The sequence below is a fragment of the Burkholderia sp. HI2761 genome, assembly GCF_002223355.1.
GTDB lineage: Bacteria > Pseudomonadota > Gammaproteobacteria > Burkholderiales > Burkholderiaceae > Burkholderia.
The window spans coordinates 765835-785587 of sequence record NZ_NKFN01000004.1; the positions used below are offsets into that span (position 1 = coordinate 765835).

16 protein-coding genes are annotated in these 19753 nt (G+C 65.8%); 15 read left to right on the forward strand and 1 reads right to left on the reverse strand.

The genetic code is table 11. From position 1 onward, the window contains the following. Positions 1-37: 37 nt before the first annotated feature. The 7 genes from CFB46_RS10295 (at position 38) to CFB46_RS10330 (ending at position 9579) form a co-directional block, all read left to right on the forward strand. A complete protein-coding gene (locus tag CFB46_RS10295; protein WP_089499925.1) occupies positions 38-1612 on the forward strand; it encodes a transglycosylase SLT domain-containing protein in 1575 nt (524 codons plus the stop codon). Positions 1613-1769: 157 nt separating this feature from the next. Beyond that, the gene (locus CFB46_RS10300; RefSeq protein WP_143751605.1) at positions 1770-2987 is read left to right on the forward strand and encodes an MFS transporter; all 1218 of its coding nucleotides are present in this window, start codon (positions 1770-1772) and stop codon (positions 2985-2987) included. Between the two features lie 365 nt (positions 2988-3352). Then, positions 3353-4498 carry a glutamine-hydrolyzing carbamoyl-phosphate synthase small subunit gene (gene carA, locus CFB46_RS10310; protein ID WP_027784076.1) on the forward strand — a complete coding sequence of 382 codons (1146 nt, stop codon included), beginning with the start codon at positions 3353-3355 and terminating at the stop codon, positions 4496-4498. Between the two features lie 37 nt (positions 4499-4535). After that, positions 4536-5207 carry a leucine efflux protein LeuE gene (leuE, locus tag CFB46_RS10315; protein WP_027784077.1) on the forward strand — a complete coding sequence of 224 codons (672 nt, stop codon included), beginning with the start codon at positions 4536-4538 and terminating at the stop codon, positions 5205-5207. A 49-nt stretch (positions 5208-5256) separates the two neighbouring features. Further along, on the forward strand, positions 5257-8511 hold the full coding sequence (gene carB, locus CFB46_RS10320) for a carbamoyl-phosphate synthase large subunit (protein ID WP_089499926.1): 3255 nt from the start codon (positions 5257-5259) through the stop codon (positions 8509-8511). A gap of 118 nt (positions 8512-8629) precedes the next feature. Beyond that, positions 8630-9106, forward strand: coding sequence for a transcription elongation factor GreA (gene greA, locus CFB46_RS10325; RefSeq protein WP_027784079.1), 477 nt, complete (start codon positions 8630-8632; stop codon positions 9104-9106). 14 nt (positions 9107-9120) lie between these two features. After that, a complete protein-coding gene (locus tag CFB46_RS10330) occupies positions 9121-9579 on the forward strand; it encodes a DUF4149 domain-containing protein (RefSeq protein WP_006497614.1) in 459 nt (152 codons plus the stop codon). Between the two features lie 47 nt (positions 9580-9626). On the opposite strand, the gene CFB46_RS10335 is transcribed toward CFB46_RS10330, so the two are convergent. Then, positions 9627-10151 carry a YhbY family RNA-binding protein gene (locus CFB46_RS10335; RefSeq protein WP_027784081.1) on the reverse strand — a complete coding sequence of 175 codons (525 nt, stop codon included), beginning with the start codon at positions 10149-10151 and terminating at the stop codon, positions 9627-9629. Positions 10152-10344: 193 nt separating this feature from the next. On the opposite strand from CFB46_RS10335, the gene CFB46_RS10340 reads away from it, so the two are divergent. The 8 genes from CFB46_RS10340 (at position 10345) to pstB (ending at position 19743) form a co-directional block, all read left to right on the forward strand. After that, positions 10345-11007: an RlmE family RNA methyltransferase gene (locus tag CFB46_RS10340; protein WP_027784082.1), complete on the forward strand. Its 663-nt coding sequence runs from the start codon at positions 10345-10347 to the stop codon at positions 11005-11007. Between the two features lie 166 nt (positions 11008-11173). Next, positions 11174-13069: an ATP-dependent zinc metalloprotease FtsH gene (ftsH, locus tag CFB46_RS10345; protein WP_027784083.1), complete on the forward strand. Its 1896-nt coding sequence runs from the start codon at positions 11174-11176 to the stop codon at positions 13067-13069. A gap of 76 nt (positions 13070-13145) precedes the next feature. Further along, positions 13146-14039 (forward strand): dihydropteroate synthase, encoded by an 894-nt coding sequence (gene folP, locus CFB46_RS10350; RefSeq protein ID WP_143751606.1) that lies wholly within the window; start codon positions 13146-13148, stop codon positions 14037-14039. Positions 14040-14071: 32 nt separating this feature from the next. Next, the gene (gene glmM / locus CFB46_RS10355) at positions 14072-15427 is read left to right on the forward strand and encodes a phosphoglucosamine mutase (protein ID WP_089499928.1); all 1356 of its coding nucleotides are present in this window, start codon (positions 14072-14074) and stop codon (positions 15425-15427) included. A 446-nt stretch (positions 15428-15873) separates the two neighbouring features. Further along, the gene (pstS, locus tag CFB46_RS10365; RefSeq protein WP_006490565.1) at positions 15874-16908 is read left to right on the forward strand and encodes a phosphate ABC transporter substrate-binding protein PstS; all 1035 of its coding nucleotides are present in this window, start codon (positions 15874-15876) and stop codon (positions 16906-16908) included. Positions 16909-17002: 94 nt separating this feature from the next. After that, complete coding sequence (pstC, locus tag CFB46_RS10370; protein WP_089499929.1) at positions 17003-17989, forward strand: phosphate ABC transporter permease PstC; 987 nt, start codon at positions 17003-17005, stop codon at positions 17987-17989. Then, a complete protein-coding gene (pstA, locus tag CFB46_RS10375) occupies positions 17986-18879 on the forward strand; it encodes a phosphate ABC transporter permease PstA (RefSeq protein ID WP_089499930.1) in 894 nt (297 codons plus the stop codon). Before pstC ends, pstA begins: the two co-directional genes overlap by 4 nt. Before the next feature lie 15 nt (positions 18880-18894). Further along, positions 18895-19743, forward strand: coding sequence for a phosphate ABC transporter ATP-binding protein PstB (gene pstB, locus CFB46_RS10380; protein ID WP_089499931.1), 849 nt, complete (start codon positions 18895-18897; stop codon positions 19741-19743). Positions 19744-19753: the final 10 nt, after the last annotated feature.

Here is a 19753-nt window from a genome sequence, read left to right on the forward strand (position 1 = left end):
CGCCTGCAATTTCCAGCCGTCGGAAGCCGAGATTTTCATGCGACTTATATTGAGTGCGATGGTGGTGCTGTTACTCGCCGCTTGTGCGAGCCAGCCCCCTGTCGCCAACAACGCCGCCGATTCGCAGGCGACGTCCAACTACCTCCGTAAATCAGCCACCGCCAAAGAAACTGTCGACGTCGACAAGCAATCCGTCGGCGACCTGACCAGTGCAGACTCCGATCTCTGGGCGCGCATCCGTCGCGGCTTCCAGATGCCCGACCTGCAGAGCGATCTCGTCGACATGCAGACGACCTGGTATACGCAGCGGCCCGATTACGTGCAGCGCATGACCGAGCGCTCGCAGAAGTACCTGTATCACATCGTCGAGGAGCTCGAGGCGCGTCACATGCCGACCGAGCTCGCGCTGCTGCCGTTCATCGAGTCCGCGTACAACCCGCAGGCGCTGTCGGTCGCGAAAGCGGCCGGCATGTGGCAGTTCATGCCCGGCACCGGCCGTACGTACAACCTGAAGCGCAACATGTGGCAGGACGAGCGCCGTGACGTGCTCGCGTCGACGAGCGCCGCGCTCGACTACCTGTCCCGCCTGCACGACATGTTCGGCGACTGGTATCTGGCGCTGGCCGCGTACAACTGGGGCGAAGGCAACGTGCAGCGCGCGATCGCGCGCAACCAGGCGGCCGGCCTGCCGACCGACTACCAGAGCCTGCGCATGCCGAACGAGACGCGCAACTACGTGCCGAAGCTGCAGGCGGTGAAGAACATCATCGCGAGCCCGCAGCAGTACGGCCTGTCGCTGCCCGATATCCCGAACCACCCGTATTTCGTGACGGTCACGACGTCGCGCGACATCGACGTGGCGGTGGCCGCGAAGCTCGCGAACCTGCCGCTCGACGAGTTCCGCTCGCTGAACCCGTCGTTCTCGAAGCCGGTGATTCTCGGCGCGACCGAGCCGCAGATCCTGCTGCCGTTCGACAATGCGTCCGCGTTCGAGAAGAACCTGAAAGCCTACAACGGCCAGCTGTCGTCGTGGACCACCTACACGGTCAGCGAGCGTGCACGCCCGGCCGCGATCGCCGAGAAGATCGGCGTCGACGCCGATACGCTGATGTCGGTCAACAAGATTCCGGCCGGCATGCGCCTGAAGCCGGGCTCGACGATCGTCGTGCCGCGCGGCGATGACGACGACGAGGACATCAGCGCCGACGTCGCCGAAAACGGCGCGCTCGCGATGGAGCCGGACGTCCCCGATACCCGCAAGATGCTGATTCGCGTGCGCCGCAAGCAGTCGATGGCGGCGATCGCCGGCCGCTACGGCGTGTCGGTCGGCCAGTTGAAGGCGTGGAACCGTACGCACCGCGATCTCGCGATGCCGGGCCAGGCGCTCGTGCTGCACGTGCCGGTCGGCCGTGCGGTGCCGGCGGAACCCGGTCCGGAGCGGATCGCGACGTCGGCGGGCGGTGCGCACATCGAGCGCGCGAGCCTGGCGGTGGGCGGCAAGTCGCACGGCGGCAAGCGCGGTGCCGCCAAATCGTCGGCGAAGCCGGCGAAGGCCGCTCCCGCGAAAGCCGCGCCGGCCAAGACCGCCGCGCACAAGGGCAAGAAGAAGTAAGCGCGGCTGCCGCGCAGCGTGGCGGCCGGTGAGGCCCCCACGGTTGCGCTATCATCCGACGAATTCGGCGAAACGCCGTCACCGAGGTGACGGCGTTTTCGTTTGTGCGCGACGCGGCGGCGCTGCGTCGCGCGTCTTCATGTGACAAGGGGAAGCGATGTCGTCGGTGCAGGTGAGGGTGCTCGCGCTGTTTTCGGTCGGGTATTTCGTGTCGTATGTGTTTCGCGGCGTCAATCTGGGCTTCGCGCCGTTCGTCACGCACGAGCTCGGGCTGTCGGCCGCCGATCTCGGCCTGCTCACCAGCCTCTATTTCCTCGGCTTCGCGGGGGCGCAGATTCCGGCCGGCGTCATGCTCGACCACTTCGGCCCGCGCCGCGTGACGGCCGGCATGCTGCTGTTCGCGGCGGCCGGCGCGGCCGTGTTCGGCGCGGCGCACGGCATCGGCACGATGATGGTCGGCCGGCTGCTGATCGGCGTCGGCGTATCGGTGTGTCTCGGCGCGGCGTTCAAGGCGCTCGCGCAGCATTTCCCGGTCGCCCGGCTGCCGCTCGTCAACGGTCTCGTGATGGCCGTGGGCGGCCTCGGCGGCGTGATGGTCGGCTCGCCGCTGACCTGGCTGCTCGGCTGGACGAGCTGGCGCACGATCTGTGTCGGCCTTGCGGCGCTGACGGTGGTCGTGGCGGCATCGATCGGCTTCGGGGCGCCCGACGCGCAGCAGGCGCGCCATCAGGGCGGCCTCGTCAGCCAGTTCAAGGGTACGTGGCACATCCTGAGCAGCCGCGCGTTCTGGAAGATCTCGTCGTTCTCCGTCGTCACGCAGGGCGTGTTCTATGCGATGCAGTCGCTGTGGGTCGGCCCGTATCTGCGCGACGTCGGCGGGTTCGATGCGCCGCATGCCGCGCGTCTCGTGTCGGTGCTCGGCTTCGCGATGATGGCCGGCTGCGTCGGCTTCGGCGCGGCGGCGCGCGTGCTCGAGCGGCGCGGCGTGTCGGTCTACGCAACGTGCGGTATCGGCATGGCGCTGTTCGTCGCGACGCAGCTCGCGATCGTCGCGCGCGTGCCGTTGCCGCCGGCCGTGCTGTGGGCCGCCTACGGAATGTTCGGCGGCGTGGGCATCCTGACCTACGCGGTGATGGCCGGCCATTTTCCCGCCCATCTGATCGGCCGCGCGAACACGACGCTCACGCTCGTGATCTTCCTGCTGATCTTCGCGTTCCAGATCGGCGTCGGCGCCGTGCTGTCGCACTGGCCGGCGGTCGACGGCCGTTATCCGGCGGCCGCGCACTTCACCGCGTGGGGCGTGCTGCTCGCGCTGCAGCTCGCGAGCGCGGTCTGGTACGCGTGGCCCGCGCGCGGCACTGGCCAAGCGCACTGATCCGGCGGTACGCTGGCGGGTAGGGCGGCCGCGAAAACGGGGCCGCAGCACGTCGCGTTGCGCCGCCGGGCGCGGCGCACGCGCGGTCGGACGGCCATGGCAATTGAAGATAGGCCCATTTTCAGGCTATAATTTGAAAGTTTGTGCTGATCAACCTCGCACCCTAGCGCCTACCTCATTCATCCCGTTCATCCGCCGCACGCCGCCTGCCGGGCGATGCCGCGAAGCCTCGTGCGCCACGCGCCGGGCTCGCGTCTCGACAACGCAGGCCGCGTCCAGCTAGCGACCACGCGCGCCCACGCAGCGCGGCGCTCGCGCGGCAGGGTAAACAGGTCGGCAGCAGGGTGTTCCCCAAGGAGCCTCCCGTGTTGCCGTCTTTTTCTCCCGCCTTGCTTGCACTCGCCGACGGCACGGTCTTTCGTGGTTATTCGATCGGGGCCGAAGGCCATACGATCGGCGAAGTCGTGTTCAATACCGCGATCACCGGCTATCAGGAAATCCTGACTGATCCGAGCTACTCGCGCCAGATCGTCACGCTCACCTATCCGCATATCGGCAACGTCGGCGTCAATGCCGAAGACGTCGAAGCCACGAAAGTCCATGCCGCTGGCCTGATCATCCGCGATCTGCCGACGCTCGCATCGAACTTCCGCATGGACCGCACGCTCGGCGACTACCTGCGCGACGAAGGCGTCGTCGCGATCGCCGGCATCGACACCCGCAAGCTGACCCGCATCCTGCGCGACAAGGGCGCGCAGAGCGGCTGCATCCTGACGGGCTCCGACGACGAAGCGAAGGCGATCGAGCTCGCGCGCTCGTTCGAGGGCCTCGCCGGCATGGATCTCGCGAAGGTCGTGTCGACCACGAAGCCGTTCGAATGGAAGCAGACGGAATGGCGTCTCGAAGGCGGCTACGGCATGCAGGAATCGCCGAAGTATCGCGTCGTCGCGTACGACTTCGGCGTCAAGTACAACATCCTGCGCATGCTCGCGCAGCGCGGCTGCCACGTGACGGTGCTGCCCGCCCAGGCCAGTGCGGCCGATGCGCTCGCGCTGAATCCGGACGGCGTCTTCCTGTCGAACGGCCCCGGCGATCCGGAGCCGTGCGATTACGCGATCGCGGCCACGAAGGAATTCATCGAGCGCGGCGTGCCGACCTTCGGCATCTGCCTCGGCCACCAGATCATGGGCCTCGCGGTCGGCGCGAAGACGCTCAAGATGAAAACGGGCCACCACGGCGCGAACCATCCGGTGAAGGATCTCGGCGACGGCCGAGTCGTGATCACGTCGCAGAACCACGGCTTCGCGGTCGATGCCGATTCGCTGCCGGCCAACGCGCGCGTGACGCACGTATCGCTGTTCGACGGCACGCTGCAGGGCTTCGAGCTGACCGACAAGCCGGCGTTCTGCTTCCAGGGCCACCCGGAAGCGTCGCCCGGCCCGCACGACATCGGCTACCTGTTCGACCGTTTCACCGCGCTGATGGACGCGGCGAAGCAGCGCAACGCTTAACGTCAACGACGCAACCGAAGGACGGGAGATTCACATCATGTTCGGCCACGCACTCGGCATCACGGATATCTGGACCTACGTGTTCGGCGTGATCTTCATCATCCTGCTGCCGGGGCCGAACTCGATGTACGTGCTGTCGCTCGCCGCGCAGCGCGGCGTGAAGGCCGGCTATCGCGCGGCCTGCGGCGTGTTCGTCGGCGATACCGTACTGATGGTGCTGTCCGCCGCGGGCGTCGCGTCGCTGCTGAAGGCGAATCCGCTGCTGTTCTCCGTCGTCAAGTACGGCGGCGCCGCGTATCTGCTCTACATCGGCGCCGGCATGCTGCGCAGCGCGTGGCAAAAGCTGCGCACGCCGGCCCATGCGCCGGCCGACGCGCCGCGTACGGTCGACGGCGAGCAGTCTTTCGACAAGCCGTTCCGCAAGGCGCTGATCGTGAGCCTGCTGAATCCGAAGGCGATCCTGTTCTTCATCTCGTTCTTCATCCAGTTCGTCGACCCGGCATTTCCGCATCCCGCGCTGTCGTTCGTCGTGCTCGGGGCGATCGCGCAATGCGCGAGCTTCCTGTACCTGAGCACGCTGATCTTCGCGGGGGCGCGGCTCGCCGAGCATTTCCGCCGCCGCCGCAAGCTCGCGGCAGGCGCGGCGAGCAGCGTGGGCGGCCTGTTCATCGGTTTCTCGGTGAAGCTTGCGCTCGCGACCATGAGCTGAGCGCCGCCGGCCGACCCACGACAACGATTACTTATTGAATTCACAAGCCATGCCAAAACGCACAGACATCAAGAGCATCCTCATCATCGGCGCCGGCCCGATCATCATCGGCCAGGCGTGCGAGTTCGACTATTCGGGCGCGCAGGCTTGCAAGGCGTTGCGTGAGGAGGGCTACAAGGTCGTTCTCGTCAACAGCAACCCGGCGACGATCATGACCGACCCGAACACGGCCGACGTGACCTACATCGAGCCGATCACGTGGGAAGTCGTCGCGCGCATCATCGAGAAGGAGCGCCCGGACGCGATCCTGCCGACGATGGGCGGCCAGACCGCGTTGAACTGCGCGCTCGACCTGCACTACCACGGCGTGCTCGAGAAGTTCGGCGTCGAGCTGATCGGCGCGTCGCCGGAAGCGATCGACAAGGCCGAAGACCGCCAGAAGTTCAAGGAAGCGATGACCAAGATCGGTCTCGGCTCCGCGAAGTCGGGCATCGCGCATTCGATGGAAGAAGCGACCAAGGTGCACGCCGAGATCATGGCGGAGACGGGCGGCAGCGGCTACCCGATCGTGATCCGCCCGTCGTTCACGCTTGGCGGCTCGGGCGGCGGCATCGCGTACAACCGCGAAGAGTTCGAGGAAATCTGCAAGCGCGGTCTCGACCTGTCGCCCACGCGCGAGCTGCTGATCGAAGAGTCGCTGCTCGGCTGGAAGGAATACGAGATGGAAGTCGTGCGCGACCGCGCCGACAACTGCATCATCGTCTGCTCGATCGAAAACCTCGACCCGATGGGCGTGCACACCGGCGACTCGATCACGGTCGCGCCCGCGCAGACGCTCACCGACAAGGAGTACCAGATCCTGCGTAACGCATCGCTCGCGGTGCTGCGCGAGATCGGCGTCGACACGGGCGGCTCGAACGTGCAGTTCTCGATCAACCCGAAGGACGGCCGCATGGTCGTCATCGAGATGAACCCGCGCGTGTCGCGTTCGTCGGCGCTCGCGTCGAAGGCCACCGGCTTCCCGATCGCGAAGGTCGCCGCGAAGCTGGCGGTCGGCTACACGCTCGACGAGTTGAAGAACGAAATCACCGGCGGCCAGACGCCGGCGTCGTTCGAGCCGACGATCGACTACGTCGTCACGAAGATCCCGCGTTTCGCGTTCGAGAAGTTCCGCGAGGCCGATTCGCGCCTGACCACGCAGATGAAGTCGGTCGGCGAAGTGATGGCGATCGGCCGCACGTTCCAGGAATCGTTCCAGAAGGCGCTGCGCGGCCTCGAAGTCGGAGTCGACGGCCTCGACGAGAAGTCGACCAATCGCGACGAAATCGCGATCGAGATCCACGAGCCGGGCCCGGACCGCATCTGGTACGTCGGCGATGCGTTCCGCATCGGGATGACGGCCGAGGAAATCTTCGCGGAAACCGCGATCGACCCGTGGTTCCTCGAGCAGATCGAGCAGATCATCCTGAAGGAAAAGGCGCTCGGCGGCCGCACGCTCGCGTCGCTGACGTTCGACGAGTTGCGCTACCTGAAGCAGAGCGGCTTCTCCGACCGCCGCCTCGCGAAGCTGCTCGGCGCGACGCCGGAAGACGTCCGCAAGCGCCGCGTGGAACTGAACGTGCGCCCGGTCTACAAGCGCGTCGACACGTGCGCGGCCGAGTTCGCGACGAAAACGGCCTACATGTACTCGACCTACGAGGAAGAGTGCGAGGCGCAGCCGACCACGAACAAGAAGATCATGGTGCTGGGCGGCGGCCCGAACCGGATCGGCCAGGGTATCGAGTTCGACTACTGCTGCGTGCACGCGGCGCTCGCGATGCGCGAGGACGGCTATGAAACGATCATGGTCAACTGCAACCCGGAAACGGTGTCGACCGACTACGACACGTCCGATCGCCTGTACTTCGAGCCGCTGACGCTCGAGGACGTGCTCGAGATCGTCGACAAGGAAAAGCCGGTCGGCGTGATCGTCCAGTACGGCGGCCAGACGCCGCTGAAGCTCGCGCTCGACCTCGAGGCGCACGGCGTGCCGATCGTCGGTACGTCGCCGGACATGATCGACGCGGCCGAAGACCGCGAACGCTTCCAGAAGCTGCTGCAGGACCTCGGCCTGCGCCAGCCGCCGAACCGCACCGCCCGCGCCGAGGATGAAGCGCTCGCGCTGGCCGACGAAATCGGCTACCCGCTGGTCGTGCGTCCGTCGTACGTGCTCGGCGGCCGCGCGATGGAAATCGTCCACGAGCCGCGCGACCTCGAGCGCTACATGCGCGAGGCCGTGAAGGTGTCGAACGATTCGCCGGTGCTGCTCGACCGCTTCCTGAACGACGCGATCGAGTGCGACGTCGACTGCATCTGCGACGGGGAAGCCGTGTTCATCGGCGGCGTGATGGAGCACATCGAGCAGGCGGGCGTTCACTCGGGCGACTCGGCGTGCTCGCTGCCGCCGTATTCGCTGTCGAAGGAAACCGTGGCCGAGCTGAAGCGCCAGACGGGCGCGATGGCGAGGGCACTGAACGTGGTCGGCCTGATGAACGTGCAGTTCGCGATCCAGCAGGTACCGCAGGCGGACGGTTCGAAGCAGGACGTCATCTACGTGCTGGAAGTGAACCCGCGCGCGTCGCGCACGGTGCCGTACGTGTCGAAGGCGACCAGCCTGCCGCTCGCGAAGATCGCGGCGCGCGCGATGGTCGGCCAGAAGCTCGCGCAGCAGGGCGTGACGAAGGAAGTCGAGCCGCCGTACTTCAGCGTGAAGGAAGCGGTGTTCCCGTTCGTCAAGTTCCCGACCGTCGATCCGGTCCTCGGGCCTGAAATGCGTTCGACCGGCGAAGTGATGGGCGTCGGCCAGACGTTCGGCGAAGCGCTGTTCAAGTCGCAGCTCGCGGCCGGTTCGCGCCTGCCGGAGTCGGGCACGGTGCTGCTGACCGTGATGGACGCGGACAAACCGAAGGCCGTCGAAGTCGCGCGCATGCTGCACGACCTCGGCTACCCGATCGTCGCCACCAAGGGCACGGCTGCCGCGATCGAAGCGGCCGGCGTGCCGGTGAAGGTCGTGAACAAGGTGAAGGACGGCCGTCCGCACATCGTCGACATGATCAAGAACGGCGAGATCGCACTCGTGTTCACGACGGTCGACGAGACGCGCCAGGCGATCGCCGATTCGCGTTCGATCCGCATGAGCGCGCAGGCGCACAAGGTCACGTACTACACGACGATGTCGGGCGCGCGCGCGGCCGTCGAGGGCTTGCGCTACCTGAAGGATCTGGAAGTCTATGATTTACAAGGTCTTCACGCTCGCCTAAACTAAGCGTTCAGTTACCTGTCGAAGCAACACGTGCCGCGATTAGGCGGTGTTTCCAGTGCATCGGAAGCGCGCTTAATCGCGGTGATTTTTTTTATAGCCGTTTTTAGCGATTGAGCCGTTTATGAGCACCATTCCGTTGACAAAGCGTGGCGCAGAGCAACTGCGCGATGAATTGCAGCGCCTCAAGTCCGTCGAGCGGCCGGCCGTGATCAACGCGATCGCGGAGGCCCGCGCACAGGGCGACCTGTCCGAAAACGCCGAATACGATGCCGCAAAGGAAAAACAGGGCTTCATCGAGGGTCGTATCGCGGAACTCGAATCCAAGCTGTCCGCCGCGCAAATCATCGATCCCACGGTGCTCGACGCCGACGGCCGCGTGGTGTTCGCCGCGACGGTCGAACTCGAGGATCTCGAGTCGGGCGATACCGTCAAGTATCAAATCGTCGGCGACGACGAAGCCGATATCGATCACGGCCTGATCTCGGTCAGCTCGCCGATCGCGCGTGCGCTGATCGGCAAGTCCGAAGGCGACGTCGCGGCCGTGCAGGCGCCGAGCGGCGTGCGCGAGTACGAAATCATCTCGGTCAGCTACGTCTGAAGCGGGGCGACGTGATGCCGCATCGCGTGTTCCGTCTGCTGTCGGCCGTATGGGTCGGCAGCCTGCTGACGATCGGGTATGCGGTCGCCCCCGTATTGTTCAAGACGCTGGAGCGGATGACGGCCGGTTCGGTCGCCGCCCAGCTGTTCCGTATCGAGGCGATCCTCGGCGTCGTGTGCGGCGTGCTGCTGCTCGCGTTGTCGAACCAGCAGGTGCGGCGCGGCAGCAGCGAATATCGCCGCGTGCGCTGGATCGTCGCCGCGATGGTCGTGTGCGTGCTGGTCGGGTATTTCGCGCTGCAACCGTTCATGAACGCGCTGCGCGTAGCCGCGATGGATGCGGGCACCGATATCGCGAATTCGCCGTATGCGAGCCGCTTCGGGATGCTGCACGGCGTCTCGAGCGTGTTCTATCTTGTCGAGAGCGTGCTGGGGCTGATGCTGATCTGGCGTCTGCCGGCGCGCGACGCCTGAGCGACGCGCCGGGCAGGCGGCACGGGAATCCGTGCCGCACGGGCGTTTTACTTGTCCTGGAACGGCCGCTTGGTGCTGGCCTGGCGCTTTTTCGCACGCTTCACGGTACCGCCCGCGGTCACGCGCTCGTTGCCGCGCACGACGACCTTCGTCGGCTTCGGGCGGCGCACGGGGCTCGCGTTCGGCGACACCTTGACGACCTTGACGGTGCGCGGTGCGCGGCCCTTGCGGTCGTCGACGACTTCGGCCGCGCTCGGCAGCGCACCGGCACGACGGCCGCGGGTCGGGGCAACCGCGGCCTCGGGTTTCCAGATCACCAGCAGCTTGCCGATGTGCTGGATCGGCGCCGCGCTCAGGCGGTCGCAGATCTCGTCGTAGATGGCGACGCGTGCGTCGCGTTCGTCGCCGAACACGCGGATCTTGATCAACTGGTGCGCGTCGAGGTGCACCTTGATTTCCTTCAGCACGGCGTCGGTCAGCCCTTCGGCGCCGATCAGCACGACTGGCTTGAGCGCATGGGCCTGGGAGCGCAGCGCGGAGCGCTCGGCGGGAGAAAGCGAAAGGGCGGGCATGGAAATGTCGAAATCTTAATAAGGGCGCGCTGGCTGAAAAGCGATCGCGGAAAGTTACCGCGTCAGACGTGCGCCGAAACCACGTAAAATCGCGGCTTGGGCCTGAAAAGGGGCCGCAGCCGCGCGAAGAAGACGCGTATTATCCGCTAAAAGCGCGGCTTCACGAAGCAAATAGCAGCAATCTCTCTCTCGAATGGCAAAAAACCGCTTCAACCAGAACTGGCTGCACGACCACATCAACGACCCGTACGTCAAAATGGCGCAGCGGGAGGGCTATCGCGCGCGCGCCGCGTACAAGCTGAAGGAAATCGACGAGCAGGACAAGCTGATCCGTCCGGGCCAGGTGATCGTCGATCTCGGCGCCACGCCGGGCAGCTGGAGCCAGTATGCCCGCAACAAGCTCGCGCAGGGCAAGAAGCGCGACGCGGAGCGCGAGGGCGGCATCGACGGCACGATCGTTGCGCTCGACCTCCTGCCGATGGAGCCGATCGCCGACGTCCACTTCCTGCAGGGCGATTTCCGCGAGGACGACATCCTCCGCCAGCTCGAAGAAGTGCTCGAAGGCCGCGCGGTGGACCTTGTTATTTCGGACATGGCCCCCAACCTCTCTGGCGTGGCCTCGGCGGACGCGGCGCGCATCGAGCATCTCTGCGATCTGGCGCTCGAATTCGCGCAGAATCATCTGAAGCCGGATGGTGCGCTGCTCGTGAAGTGCTTTCACGGCAGCGGCTACAGCCAGATCGTCGAGAAATTCAAACAGCAGTTTAAGGTTGTCGCGCCGCGCAAGCCCAAGGCATCCCGCGACAAATCGTCCGAAACGTTCATTTTGGGTCGGCAGCTGAAGCATCCGCGCTGATGCGCAGCGCGGAGCCGCAAACGGGCTCCGGCCCTTGCCAGACAAGCGACGCGCTATCGCAGCGGTTGTCAATGCTTATGGCGAGGGTGGTCGGACTGGATTAGAATGACCGAGGGGCGCCGCAAGGAAAATGTAGGCGCTCGTCTACGAGTGAAGGAGTGGTGCTTTGAACAACAATATGTTTTCGAAGGCAGCGGTGTGGCTGGTGATCGCACTGGTGCTGTTTACGGTGTTCAAGCAGTTCGACAAGCCCCGCGTTCAGGAAGGCGTGTCCTATTCGCAGTTCATGGACGACGCCAAGAGCGGCAAGGTCAAGAACGTCATCGTTCAGGGGCGCAACCTCACCGTCACTCCGGCCGATGGCCAGAAATACCAGATCGTGTCGCCCGGCGACATCTGGATGGTCGGCGATCTGATGAAGTACGGCGTGCAGGTCAGCGGCAAGGCCGACGACGAGCCGAACGCGCTGATGTCCGCGCTGTACTACCTCGGGCCGACGATCCTGATCATCGTGTTCTGGTTCTACATGATGAGGCAGATGCAGGGGGGCGGCAAAGGCGGCGCATTCTCGTTCGGGAAATCGCGTGCGCGGCTGATCGACGAGAACAACAACGCGGTGAACTTCTCCGACGTCGCGGGCTGCGACGAAGCGAAGGAAGAAGTGTCCGAGCTCGTCGACTTCCTGCGCGATCCGCAGAAATTCCAGAAACTGGGCGGCCGCATTCCGCGCGGCGTGCTGCTGGTCGGCCCTCCGGGTACCGGCAAGACGCTGCTCGCCCGCGCGATCGCGGGTGAAGCGAAGGTGCCGTTCTTCAGCATCTCGGGTTCGGACTTCGTCGAAATGTTCGTCGGCGTCGGCGCGGCCCGTGTGCGCGACATGTTCGAGCAGGCGAAGAAGCACGCGCCGTGCATCGTGTTCATCGACGAAATCGACGCGGTCGGCCGTCATCGCGGCGCCGGCATGGGCGGCGGCAACGACGAGCGCGAACAGACGCTGAACCAGATGCTCGTCGAGATGGACGGCTTCGAGGCGAACTCGGGCGTGATCGTGATCGCCGCGACCAACCGTTCCGACGTGCTCGACAAGGCGCTGCTGCGTCCGGGCCGTTTCGACCGCCAGGTTTATGTCGGCCTGCCGGACATCCGCGGTCGCGAGCAGATCATGCGCGTGCACCTGCGCAAGGTGCCGATCGCGAACGACGTCGACGCGGCAGTCATCGCACGCGGCACGCCGGGCTTCTCGGGCGCCGATCTCGCGAACCTCGTGAACGAGGCGGCGCTGTTCGCCGCACGTCGCGGCAAGCGCATCGTCGAGATGCAGGATTTCGAGGATGCGAAGGACAAGATCTTCATGGGTCCGGAGCGCAAGTCGGCGGTGATCCGCGAGGAAGCGAAGCGCGCAACCGCCTACCACGAGTCGGGCCACGCGGTGGTCGCGAAGCTGCTGCCGAAGGCCGACCCGGTGCACAAGGTCACGATCATCCCGCGCGGTCGCGCACTGGGCGTCACCTGGCAGTTGCCGGAGCATGACAACGAGACGTATTCGAAGGATTACCTGCTGGACCGCCTCGCGATCCTGTTCGGTGGCCGCGTTGCCGAAGAGCTGTTCATGAATCTGGTCAGCACCGGCGCATCGGACGACTTCAACAAGGCCACGCAGACGGCGCGTGCGATGGTGGCCCGTTTCGGCATGACCGACGCACTCGGGCCGATGGTCTACGTCGACGACGAGAACGATGCGTCGCCGTTCGGCCGCGGCTTCACGCGCACGATCTCGGAAGCGACGCAGCAGAAGGTCGACTCGGAAATCCGCCGGGTGCTGGACGATCAGTACAACCTCGCGCGCCGGCTGCTCGAAGATAACCGCGACAAGGTCGAGGCGATGACGGCCGCGCTGATGGAGTGGGAGACGATCGACGCCGATCAGATCAACGACATCATGGAAGGCCGTCCGCCGCGCTCGCCGAAGAGCTCGCCGGCTGTCGGCGGCGATTCGTCGGGCGGCGGCAGCGCCGAGGTCAAGCCCGGCAGCGCGCCGGCGCCGGCTACGCCGGCGGCATAACCTCCGCTTTAGCGCCGTTCACGGGCTGGTGTGGCTTCACACCGGCCCGTTTTGCATTCATCCACGTCCGTTGCTCGTGTCCGATTCCGCAGTGTCCCCGTTCATTCCCGCGCCGCTCCGATGCGGCCGCTTCGAACTGACGTTCGAACGCCCGCTCGTGATGGGCATCCTCAACGCCACGCCCGACTCGTTTTCCGACGGCGGCCGCTTCCTCGCGCGCGACGATGCGCTGCGCCAGGCCGAGCGGATGATTGCCGACGGTGCGGACCTGCTCGACATCGGCGGCGAATCGACGCGCCCCGGCGCGCCGCCCGTGCCGCTCGACGAGGAGCTCGCGCGCGTGATTCCGCTCGTCGAGGCGCTGCGGCCGCTGAACGTGCCGCTGTCGATCGATACCTACAAGCCGGCCGTGATGCGCGCGGCGCTGGCCGCCGGCGCGGACCTGATCAACGACATCTGGGGGTTCCGCCAGCCGGGCGCGATCGATGCGGTGCGCGACGGCAATAGCGGCTTGTGCGCGATGCACATGCTCGGCGAGCCGCAGACGATGCAGGTCGGCGAGCCCGACTACGGCGACGTCGTGACCGACGTGCGCGATTTTCTCGCGGCCCGCGCCCAGGCGCTGCGCGACGCCGGGGTGGCGGCGGAGCGCATCTGCGTCGATCCCGGCTTCGGGTTCGGCAAGGCGGTCGTCGACGACAACTATGCGCTGCTGGCCGCGTTGCCGGACACGGCGCCCGCGCGACCCGACGGGCGCGCTTATCCGATTCTCGCCGGCATGTCGCGCAAGTCGATGCTCGGCGCGGTGATCGGCGGCAAGCCGCCGATGGAGCGTGTCGCGGCGAGCGTGGCAGCCGCGGTGTGCGCGGTTACGCGCGGCGCCGCGATCGTGCGCGTGCACGACGTCGCGGCGACGGTCGATGCGCTGAAAGTATGGAATGCCGTGCGCGCAGCCGCGCGGCAACGATAAGCAAGTCAGAAAGACGAAGGAGGAAGAATTCCATGGGACGTCGATATTTCGGCACGGACGGCATTCGCGGCACGGTGGGCGACGCGCCCATCACACCGGATTTCGTATTGCGTCTCGGCTATGCGGCCGGCAAGGTACTGGCCGGCTCGGCCGACGTCACGGCAGGCTCGCGTCCGACCGTGCTGATCGGCAAGGACACACGCGTATCGGGCTACATGCTCGAAGCCGCGCTCGAGGCCGGATTCTCGGCGGCCGGCGTCGACGTGATGCTGGCCGGCCCGATGCCGACGCCCGGCGTCGCGTATCTGACGCGTGCGCTGCGTCTGTCGGCCGGTGTCGTGATCAGCGCGTCGCACAATCCGTATCACGACAACGGGATCAAGTTTTTCTCGGCTGACGGCAACAAGCTGCCCGACGATACCGAAGCCGCGATCGAGGCGTGGCTCGACAAGCCGCTCGAATGCGCGCCGTCGGACGGGCTCGGCAAGGCGCGCCGCCTCGACGACGCAGGCGGCCGCTACATCGAGTTCTGCAAGAGCACGTTCCCGGCCGCGTTCGACCTGCGCGGGCTGAAGCTCGTGATCGATTGCGCGCACGGCGCCGCGTACCAGGTTGCGCCGCACGTGTTCCACGAACTCGGCGCGGACGTCATTCCCATCGGCGTCGCGCCGAACGGCTTCAACATCAACGACGGTGTCGGCGCGACCGCGCCGGACGCGCTGGTGCGTGCGGTGCGGGCGAACCACGCCGATCTCGGCATCGCGCTCGACGGCGACGCGGATCGCCTGCAGGTCGTAGACGCGACCGGCCGCCTGTACAACGGCGACGAGCTGCTGTACGTGCTCGTGAAGGACCGGATCGCGACCGACGGCAAGGTTGACGGCGCGGTCGGCACGCTGATGACGAACCTCGCCGTCGAAGTCGCGCTGCAGCGCGAGGGCGTGAAATTCGTGCGTGCGGCGGTCGGCGACCGCTACGTGCTCGAGCAGTTGCGCGAGCATGGCTGGCAGCTCGGCGCGGAAGGGTCGGGGCATATCCTGTCGCTCGACCGTCACTCGACCGGCGACGGCATCGTGTCGGCGCTGCTCGTGCTGGCCGCGCTGAAGCGCAGCGGCCGCACCCTCGCGCAAATGCTCGACGGCGTCACGCTGTTCCCGCAGAAACTGATCAACGTGCGGATGAAGCCGGGCGCCAACTGGAAGGGCAGCGCCTCGATTCGCGCCGCGATCGATGCAGCCGAAGCCGAGCTCGCCGGCAGCGGCCGCGTGCTGATCCGCGCATCGGGCACGGAGCCCGTGCTGCGCGTGATGGTCGAAGCGCAGCAGGCAGCCGATGCGGTGCGCCATGCGGAGACGATCGCCGACGCGGTGCGCGCGGCGACAGCCTGATCTAGACAAGGTGGCGCGCGGCGGTCCGAACGGCCGCGCGCCGGCTCCCTGGCGAATGTGCGTGCGGCGCCCTCGGGCGCCGTCGTTTTGTCAGACGCAAAGGTTTGCCTACCTAATAGAAGCGACGTTCGACAAACGCACTGTTCCGCTCGAATCGGCCATCCGACCCCGAAGTCATGCCCGCCGCCGCACCGGGCTTCCCGTCCGGCTGACACAGCGCTACGATGCACCCCGCACGCCCTTGGAAAAGGGCGTTCATCCCTTCCCCTCCGAGCCCGGCAATTCTTGCCGCCGGCGCCGCTCCCGCGCCCCGACGCACCGCCCGATACTCCCTTTCAACCAGTCATGTTACTGTCACGCCAGTTTCATCGATTGTCACATTACCGTCATGAGCAGCCCCTAACCTTCGCGGTGCCGTAGTCATCCGCTCACACACTGGAGGTCTCATGAAATTGATGCAAACCGCGATTGCCGGCCTGGCTGGCGCGCTTTTCGCCGTCGCCGCCCACGCTGCCGACATCACGGGCGCAGGTAGCACGTTCGCGATGCCGATCTATACGAAATGGGCTGCCGACTATCAGCAGTCCGGCGGTTCGAAGGTCAACTACCAGGGCATCGGCTCGTCGGGCGGCCTGAAGCAGATCGTCGCGAAGACGGTCGATTTTGCCGGTTCGGACGCGCCGCTGAAGGATGAAGAGCTCGCGAAGGAAGGCCTGTTCCAGTTCCCGACGGTGGTCGGCGGCGTGGTGCCGGTCGTCAACGTGCCGGGCGTGAAGGCCGGCGAACTGACGCTGTCGGGCCCGGTGCTCGGCGACATCTACCTCGGCAAGATCAAGAAGTGGAACGACCCGGCGATCGCCGCGCTGAACCCGAAGGTCAAGCTGCCGGATACGGACATCGCCGTGGTCCGCCGCGCTGACGGTTCGGGCACGAGCTTCATCTGGACGAACTACCTGTCGAAGGTCAACGACGAGTGGAAGTCGAAGATCGGCGAAGGCACGACGGTCAACTGGCCGACGGGCACGGGCGGCAAGGGCAACGACGGCGTCGCGGCCTTCGTGCAGCGCCTGCCGGGCGCGATCGGCTACGTCGAGTGGGCGTACGCGAAGAAGAACAACATGACCTACACTGCGCTGAAGAATTCGACGGGCACGGTGGTCGAGCCGAAGACGGAAACGTTCAAGGCAGCAGCAGCAGGCGCGAACTGGTCGAAGTCGTTCTACCAGATCCTGACGAACCAGCCGGGCAAGGAAGCGTGGCCGGTCGTCGGCGCGACGTTCGTGCTGCTGCACGCGAAGCAGGACAAGCCGGAGCAGGGCGCGGAAACGCTGAAGTTCTTCAGCTGGGCGTTCAAGAACGGCGAGAAGGCTGCCGACAGCCTCGACTACATCTCGCTGCCGGCGACGGTCGAGACGGAAATCCGCAAGCAGTGGAAGACGAAGGTGACGGACGCCTCGGGCAAGCCGGTCGCCGCCGAGTAAGCCATCCAGCGGTTCGCTGCCCGGCCGTGCCGGTCGGGCAGTGTGTGCGGTAAAGCCGGGCGTTACGGCGCCCGGCAATCAAAAGCAGGCACCCATGTCTGATATTTCGTACACGTCCTCCCGATCGCCCGACAGTGCGCAGCAGCGCGCGCCGAGCCGTCTCGGGGATATCCTGTTCGGCGGCCTTGCACGGCTCGCCGCGATCGTGACCCTGCTGCTGCTGGGCGGGATCATCGTTTCCCTGATCATTGCGTCGCTGCCGACCATCCAGAAGTTCGGCCTCGGCTTCCTGTGGCAATCCGAGTGGGATCCGAACTCGGACATCTACGGCGCGCTCGTGCCGATCTACGGCACGATCGTGACGTCGCTCATCGCACTCGTCATCGCGGTGCCGGTCAGTTTCGGCATCGCGCTGTTCCTCACCGAGCTCGCGCCCGTGTGGCTGCGTCGTCCGCTCGGCATCGCGATCGAGCTGCTCGCCGCGATTCCGTCGATCGTGTACGGCATGTGGGGGCTGCTCGTGTTCGCGCCGATCTTCGCCGAATACTTCCAGAAACCGCTCGGCCGCCTGCTCAAGGACGTGTGGGTGCTCGGCCCGCTGACGTCCGGCGCGCCGATCGGCATCGGCATCCTCGCGGCCGGCGTGATCCTCGCGATCATGATCATCCCGTACATCGCGTCGGTGATGCGCGACGTGTTCGAGGTCACGCCGGTGCTGCTGAAGGAATCGGCATACGGAATCGGCTGCACGACCTGGGAAGTGATGTGGAAGGTCGTGCTGCCCTACACGAAGACCGGCGTGATCGGCGGCGTGATGCTCGGCCTCGGCCGCGCACTCGGCGAAACGATGGCCGTGACCTTCGTGATCGGCAACACCAACCTGCTCGACAGCGTGTCGCTGTTCGCGCCGGGCAACAGCATCACGTCGGCGCTCGCGAACGAATTCGCGGAAGCGCAGCCGGGTCTGCATACGTCCGCGCTGATGGAACTCGGTCTGATCCTGTTCGTGATCACGTTCATCGTGCTGTCCATCTCCAAACTGCTGCTGCTTCGTCTCGAGAAGGGAGAGGGCAAGAAATGAGCGAGCCCATCATGAATTTCCCGGGGCCGTCCGGCGCCGCGCTCGACGCGATGCGCAACCGCCTGCAGCGCAAGCGCAAGGCCGTCAACGCGATCGCGCTCACCGCGTCGCTCGGCGCGATGGCCTTCGGCCTGCTGTGGCTCGTGTGGATTCTCTACACGACGGTGCACCTCGGCATCGGCGGCCTGTCGCTGCAACTGTTCACCGAATCGACGCCGGCGCCGAACACGGAAGGCGGCGGTCTCGCGAACGCGATCGTCGGCAGCCTGTTGTTGTGCGGCTTCGGCACGCTGGTCGGTACGCCGATCGGCATCCTCGCGGGCGTCTATCTCGCCGAATACGGCCAGAAGAACCTGCTCGCGAGCACGATCCGCTTCATCAACGACATCCTGCTGTCGGCGCCGTCGATCGTCATCGGCCTGTTCGTGTATGCGATCGTCGTCGCGAAGTCGGGGCGCTTCTCGGGTTGGGCCGGCGTGATCGCACTCGCGCTGCTGCAGATCCCGATCGTGATCCGCACGACCGAGAACATGCTGAAGCTCGTGCCGAATGCGCTGCGCGAAGCGGCTGTCGCGCTCGGCACGCCGAAGTGGCGCATGGTGCTGAAGATCACGCTGCGCGCGTCGGTCGGCGGGATCGTGACGGGCGTGCTGCTCGCGATCGCGCGGATCGCCGGCGAAACGGCGCCGCTGCTGTTCACCGCGCTGTCGAACCAGTTCTTCTCGTGGGACATGAGCCAGCCGATGGCGAACCTGCCGGTCACGATCTACAAGTTCGCGATGAGCCCGTTCGCGGAATGGCAATCGCTTGCATGGGCGGGCGTGTTCCTGATTACGCTCGGGGTGCTCGGACTGAACGTCCTGGCGCGCTCGATCTTCTCGAAAAAGTAACGGCGGAGCAATCCGATGAATATGGCAGAAAGCCACCTGAATCCCGTCGAGCGCACCGCTGCGCCCGCCGGCACGCAAGATGCGGCGAATGGCCGTCCGCTCGCGCCGCTGAACGCGAAGATCGAGGTCAACAACCTCAACTTCTTCTACAACAAGTTCCACGCGCTGAAGAACATCAACCTGCGCATTCCCGAAGGGAAGGTGACGGCGTTCATCGGCCCGTCGGGCTGCGGCAAGTCGACGCTCTTGCGCACGTTCAACAAGATGTTCGCGCTCTATCCGGAGCAGCGCGCCGAAGGCGAAATCCTGATGGACGGCGAGAACCTGCTGACGACGAAGCGCGACATCTCGCTGCTGCGCGCGCGGATCGGCATGGTGTTCCAGAAGCCGACCCCGTTCCCGATGTCGATCTACGACAACATCGCGTTCGGCGTGAAGATGTTCGAAAAGCTCACGCGTTCGGAAATGGACGACCGCGTCGAATGGGCGCTCACGAAGGCCGCGCTGTGGAACGAAGTGAAGGACAAGCTGGGCCAGAGCGGCTACGGGCTGTCGGGCGGCCAGCAGCAGCGTCTGTGCATCGCGCGCGGTATCGCGATCCGTCCGGAAGTACTGCTGCTCGACGAACCGTGCTCGGCGCTCGACCCGATCTCGACGGGCCGCATCGAGGAGCTGATCGCGGAGCTGAAGAGCGACTACACGGTCGTGATCGTCACGCACAACATGCAGCAGGCCGCACGCTGCTCGGATTACACGGCCTACATGTACCTGGGCGAGCTGATCGAGTTCGGCGAGACCGAAAAGATCTTCATCAAGCCGGTGCGCAAGGAAACGGAAGACTACATCACCGGCCGCTTCGGTTGATGACGGAGAA

What these genes read in the sequence shown, in the direction of transcription:
- leuE (WP_027784077.1), top strand. Translation starts at nt 4,536, where the DNA reads ATGTTCGGCCACGCACTCGGCATCACGGATATCTGGACCTACGTGTTC.
- pstB (WP_089499931.1), top strand. Translation starts at nt 18,895, where the DNA reads ATGAATATGGCAGAAAGCCACCTGAATCCCGTCGAGCGCACCGCTGCG.
- pstA (WP_089499930.1), top strand. Translation starts at nt 17,986, where the DNA reads ATGAGCGAGCCCATCATGAATTTCCCGGGGCCGTCCGGCGCCGCGCTC.
- pstC (WP_089499929.1), top strand. Translation starts at nt 17,003, where the DNA reads ATGTCTGATATTTCGTACACGTCCTCCCGATCGCCCGACAGTGCGCAG.
- greA (WP_027784079.1), top strand. Translation starts at nt 8,630, where the DNA reads ATGAGCACCATTCCGTTGACAAAGCGTGGCGCAGAGCAACTGCGCGAT.
- CFB46_RS10330 (WP_006497614.1), top strand. Translation starts at nt 9,121, where the DNA reads ATGCCGCATCGCGTGTTCCGTCTGCTGTCGGCCGTATGGGTCGGCAGC.
- pstS (WP_006490565.1), top strand. Translation starts at nt 15,874, where the DNA reads ATGAAATTGATGCAAACCGCGATTGCCGGCCTGGCTGGCGCGCTTTTC.
- CFB46_RS10295 (WP_089499925.1), top strand. Translation starts at nt 38, where the DNA reads ATGCGACTTATATTGAGTGCGATGGTGGTGCTGTTACTCGCCGCTTGT.
- carB (WP_089499926.1), top strand. Translation starts at nt 5,257, where the DNA reads ATGCCAAAACGCACAGACATCAAGAGCATCCTCATCATCGGCGCCGGC.
- CFB46_RS10335 (WP_027784081.1), bottom strand. Translation starts at nt 10,151, where the DNA reads ATGCCCGCCCTTTCGCTTTCTCCCGCCGAGCGCTCCGCGCTGCGCTCC.
- CFB46_RS10300 (WP_143751605.1), top strand. Translation starts at nt 1,770, where the DNA reads ATGTCGTCGGTGCAGGTGAGGGTGCTCGCGCTGTTTTCGGTCGGGTAT.
- glmM (WP_089499928.1), top strand. Translation starts at nt 14,072, where the DNA reads ATGGGACGTCGATATTTCGGCACGGACGGCATTCGCGGCACGGTGGGC.
- CFB46_RS10340 (WP_027784082.1), top strand. Translation starts at nt 10,345, where the DNA reads ATGGCAAAAAACCGCTTCAACCAGAACTGGCTGCACGACCACATCAAC.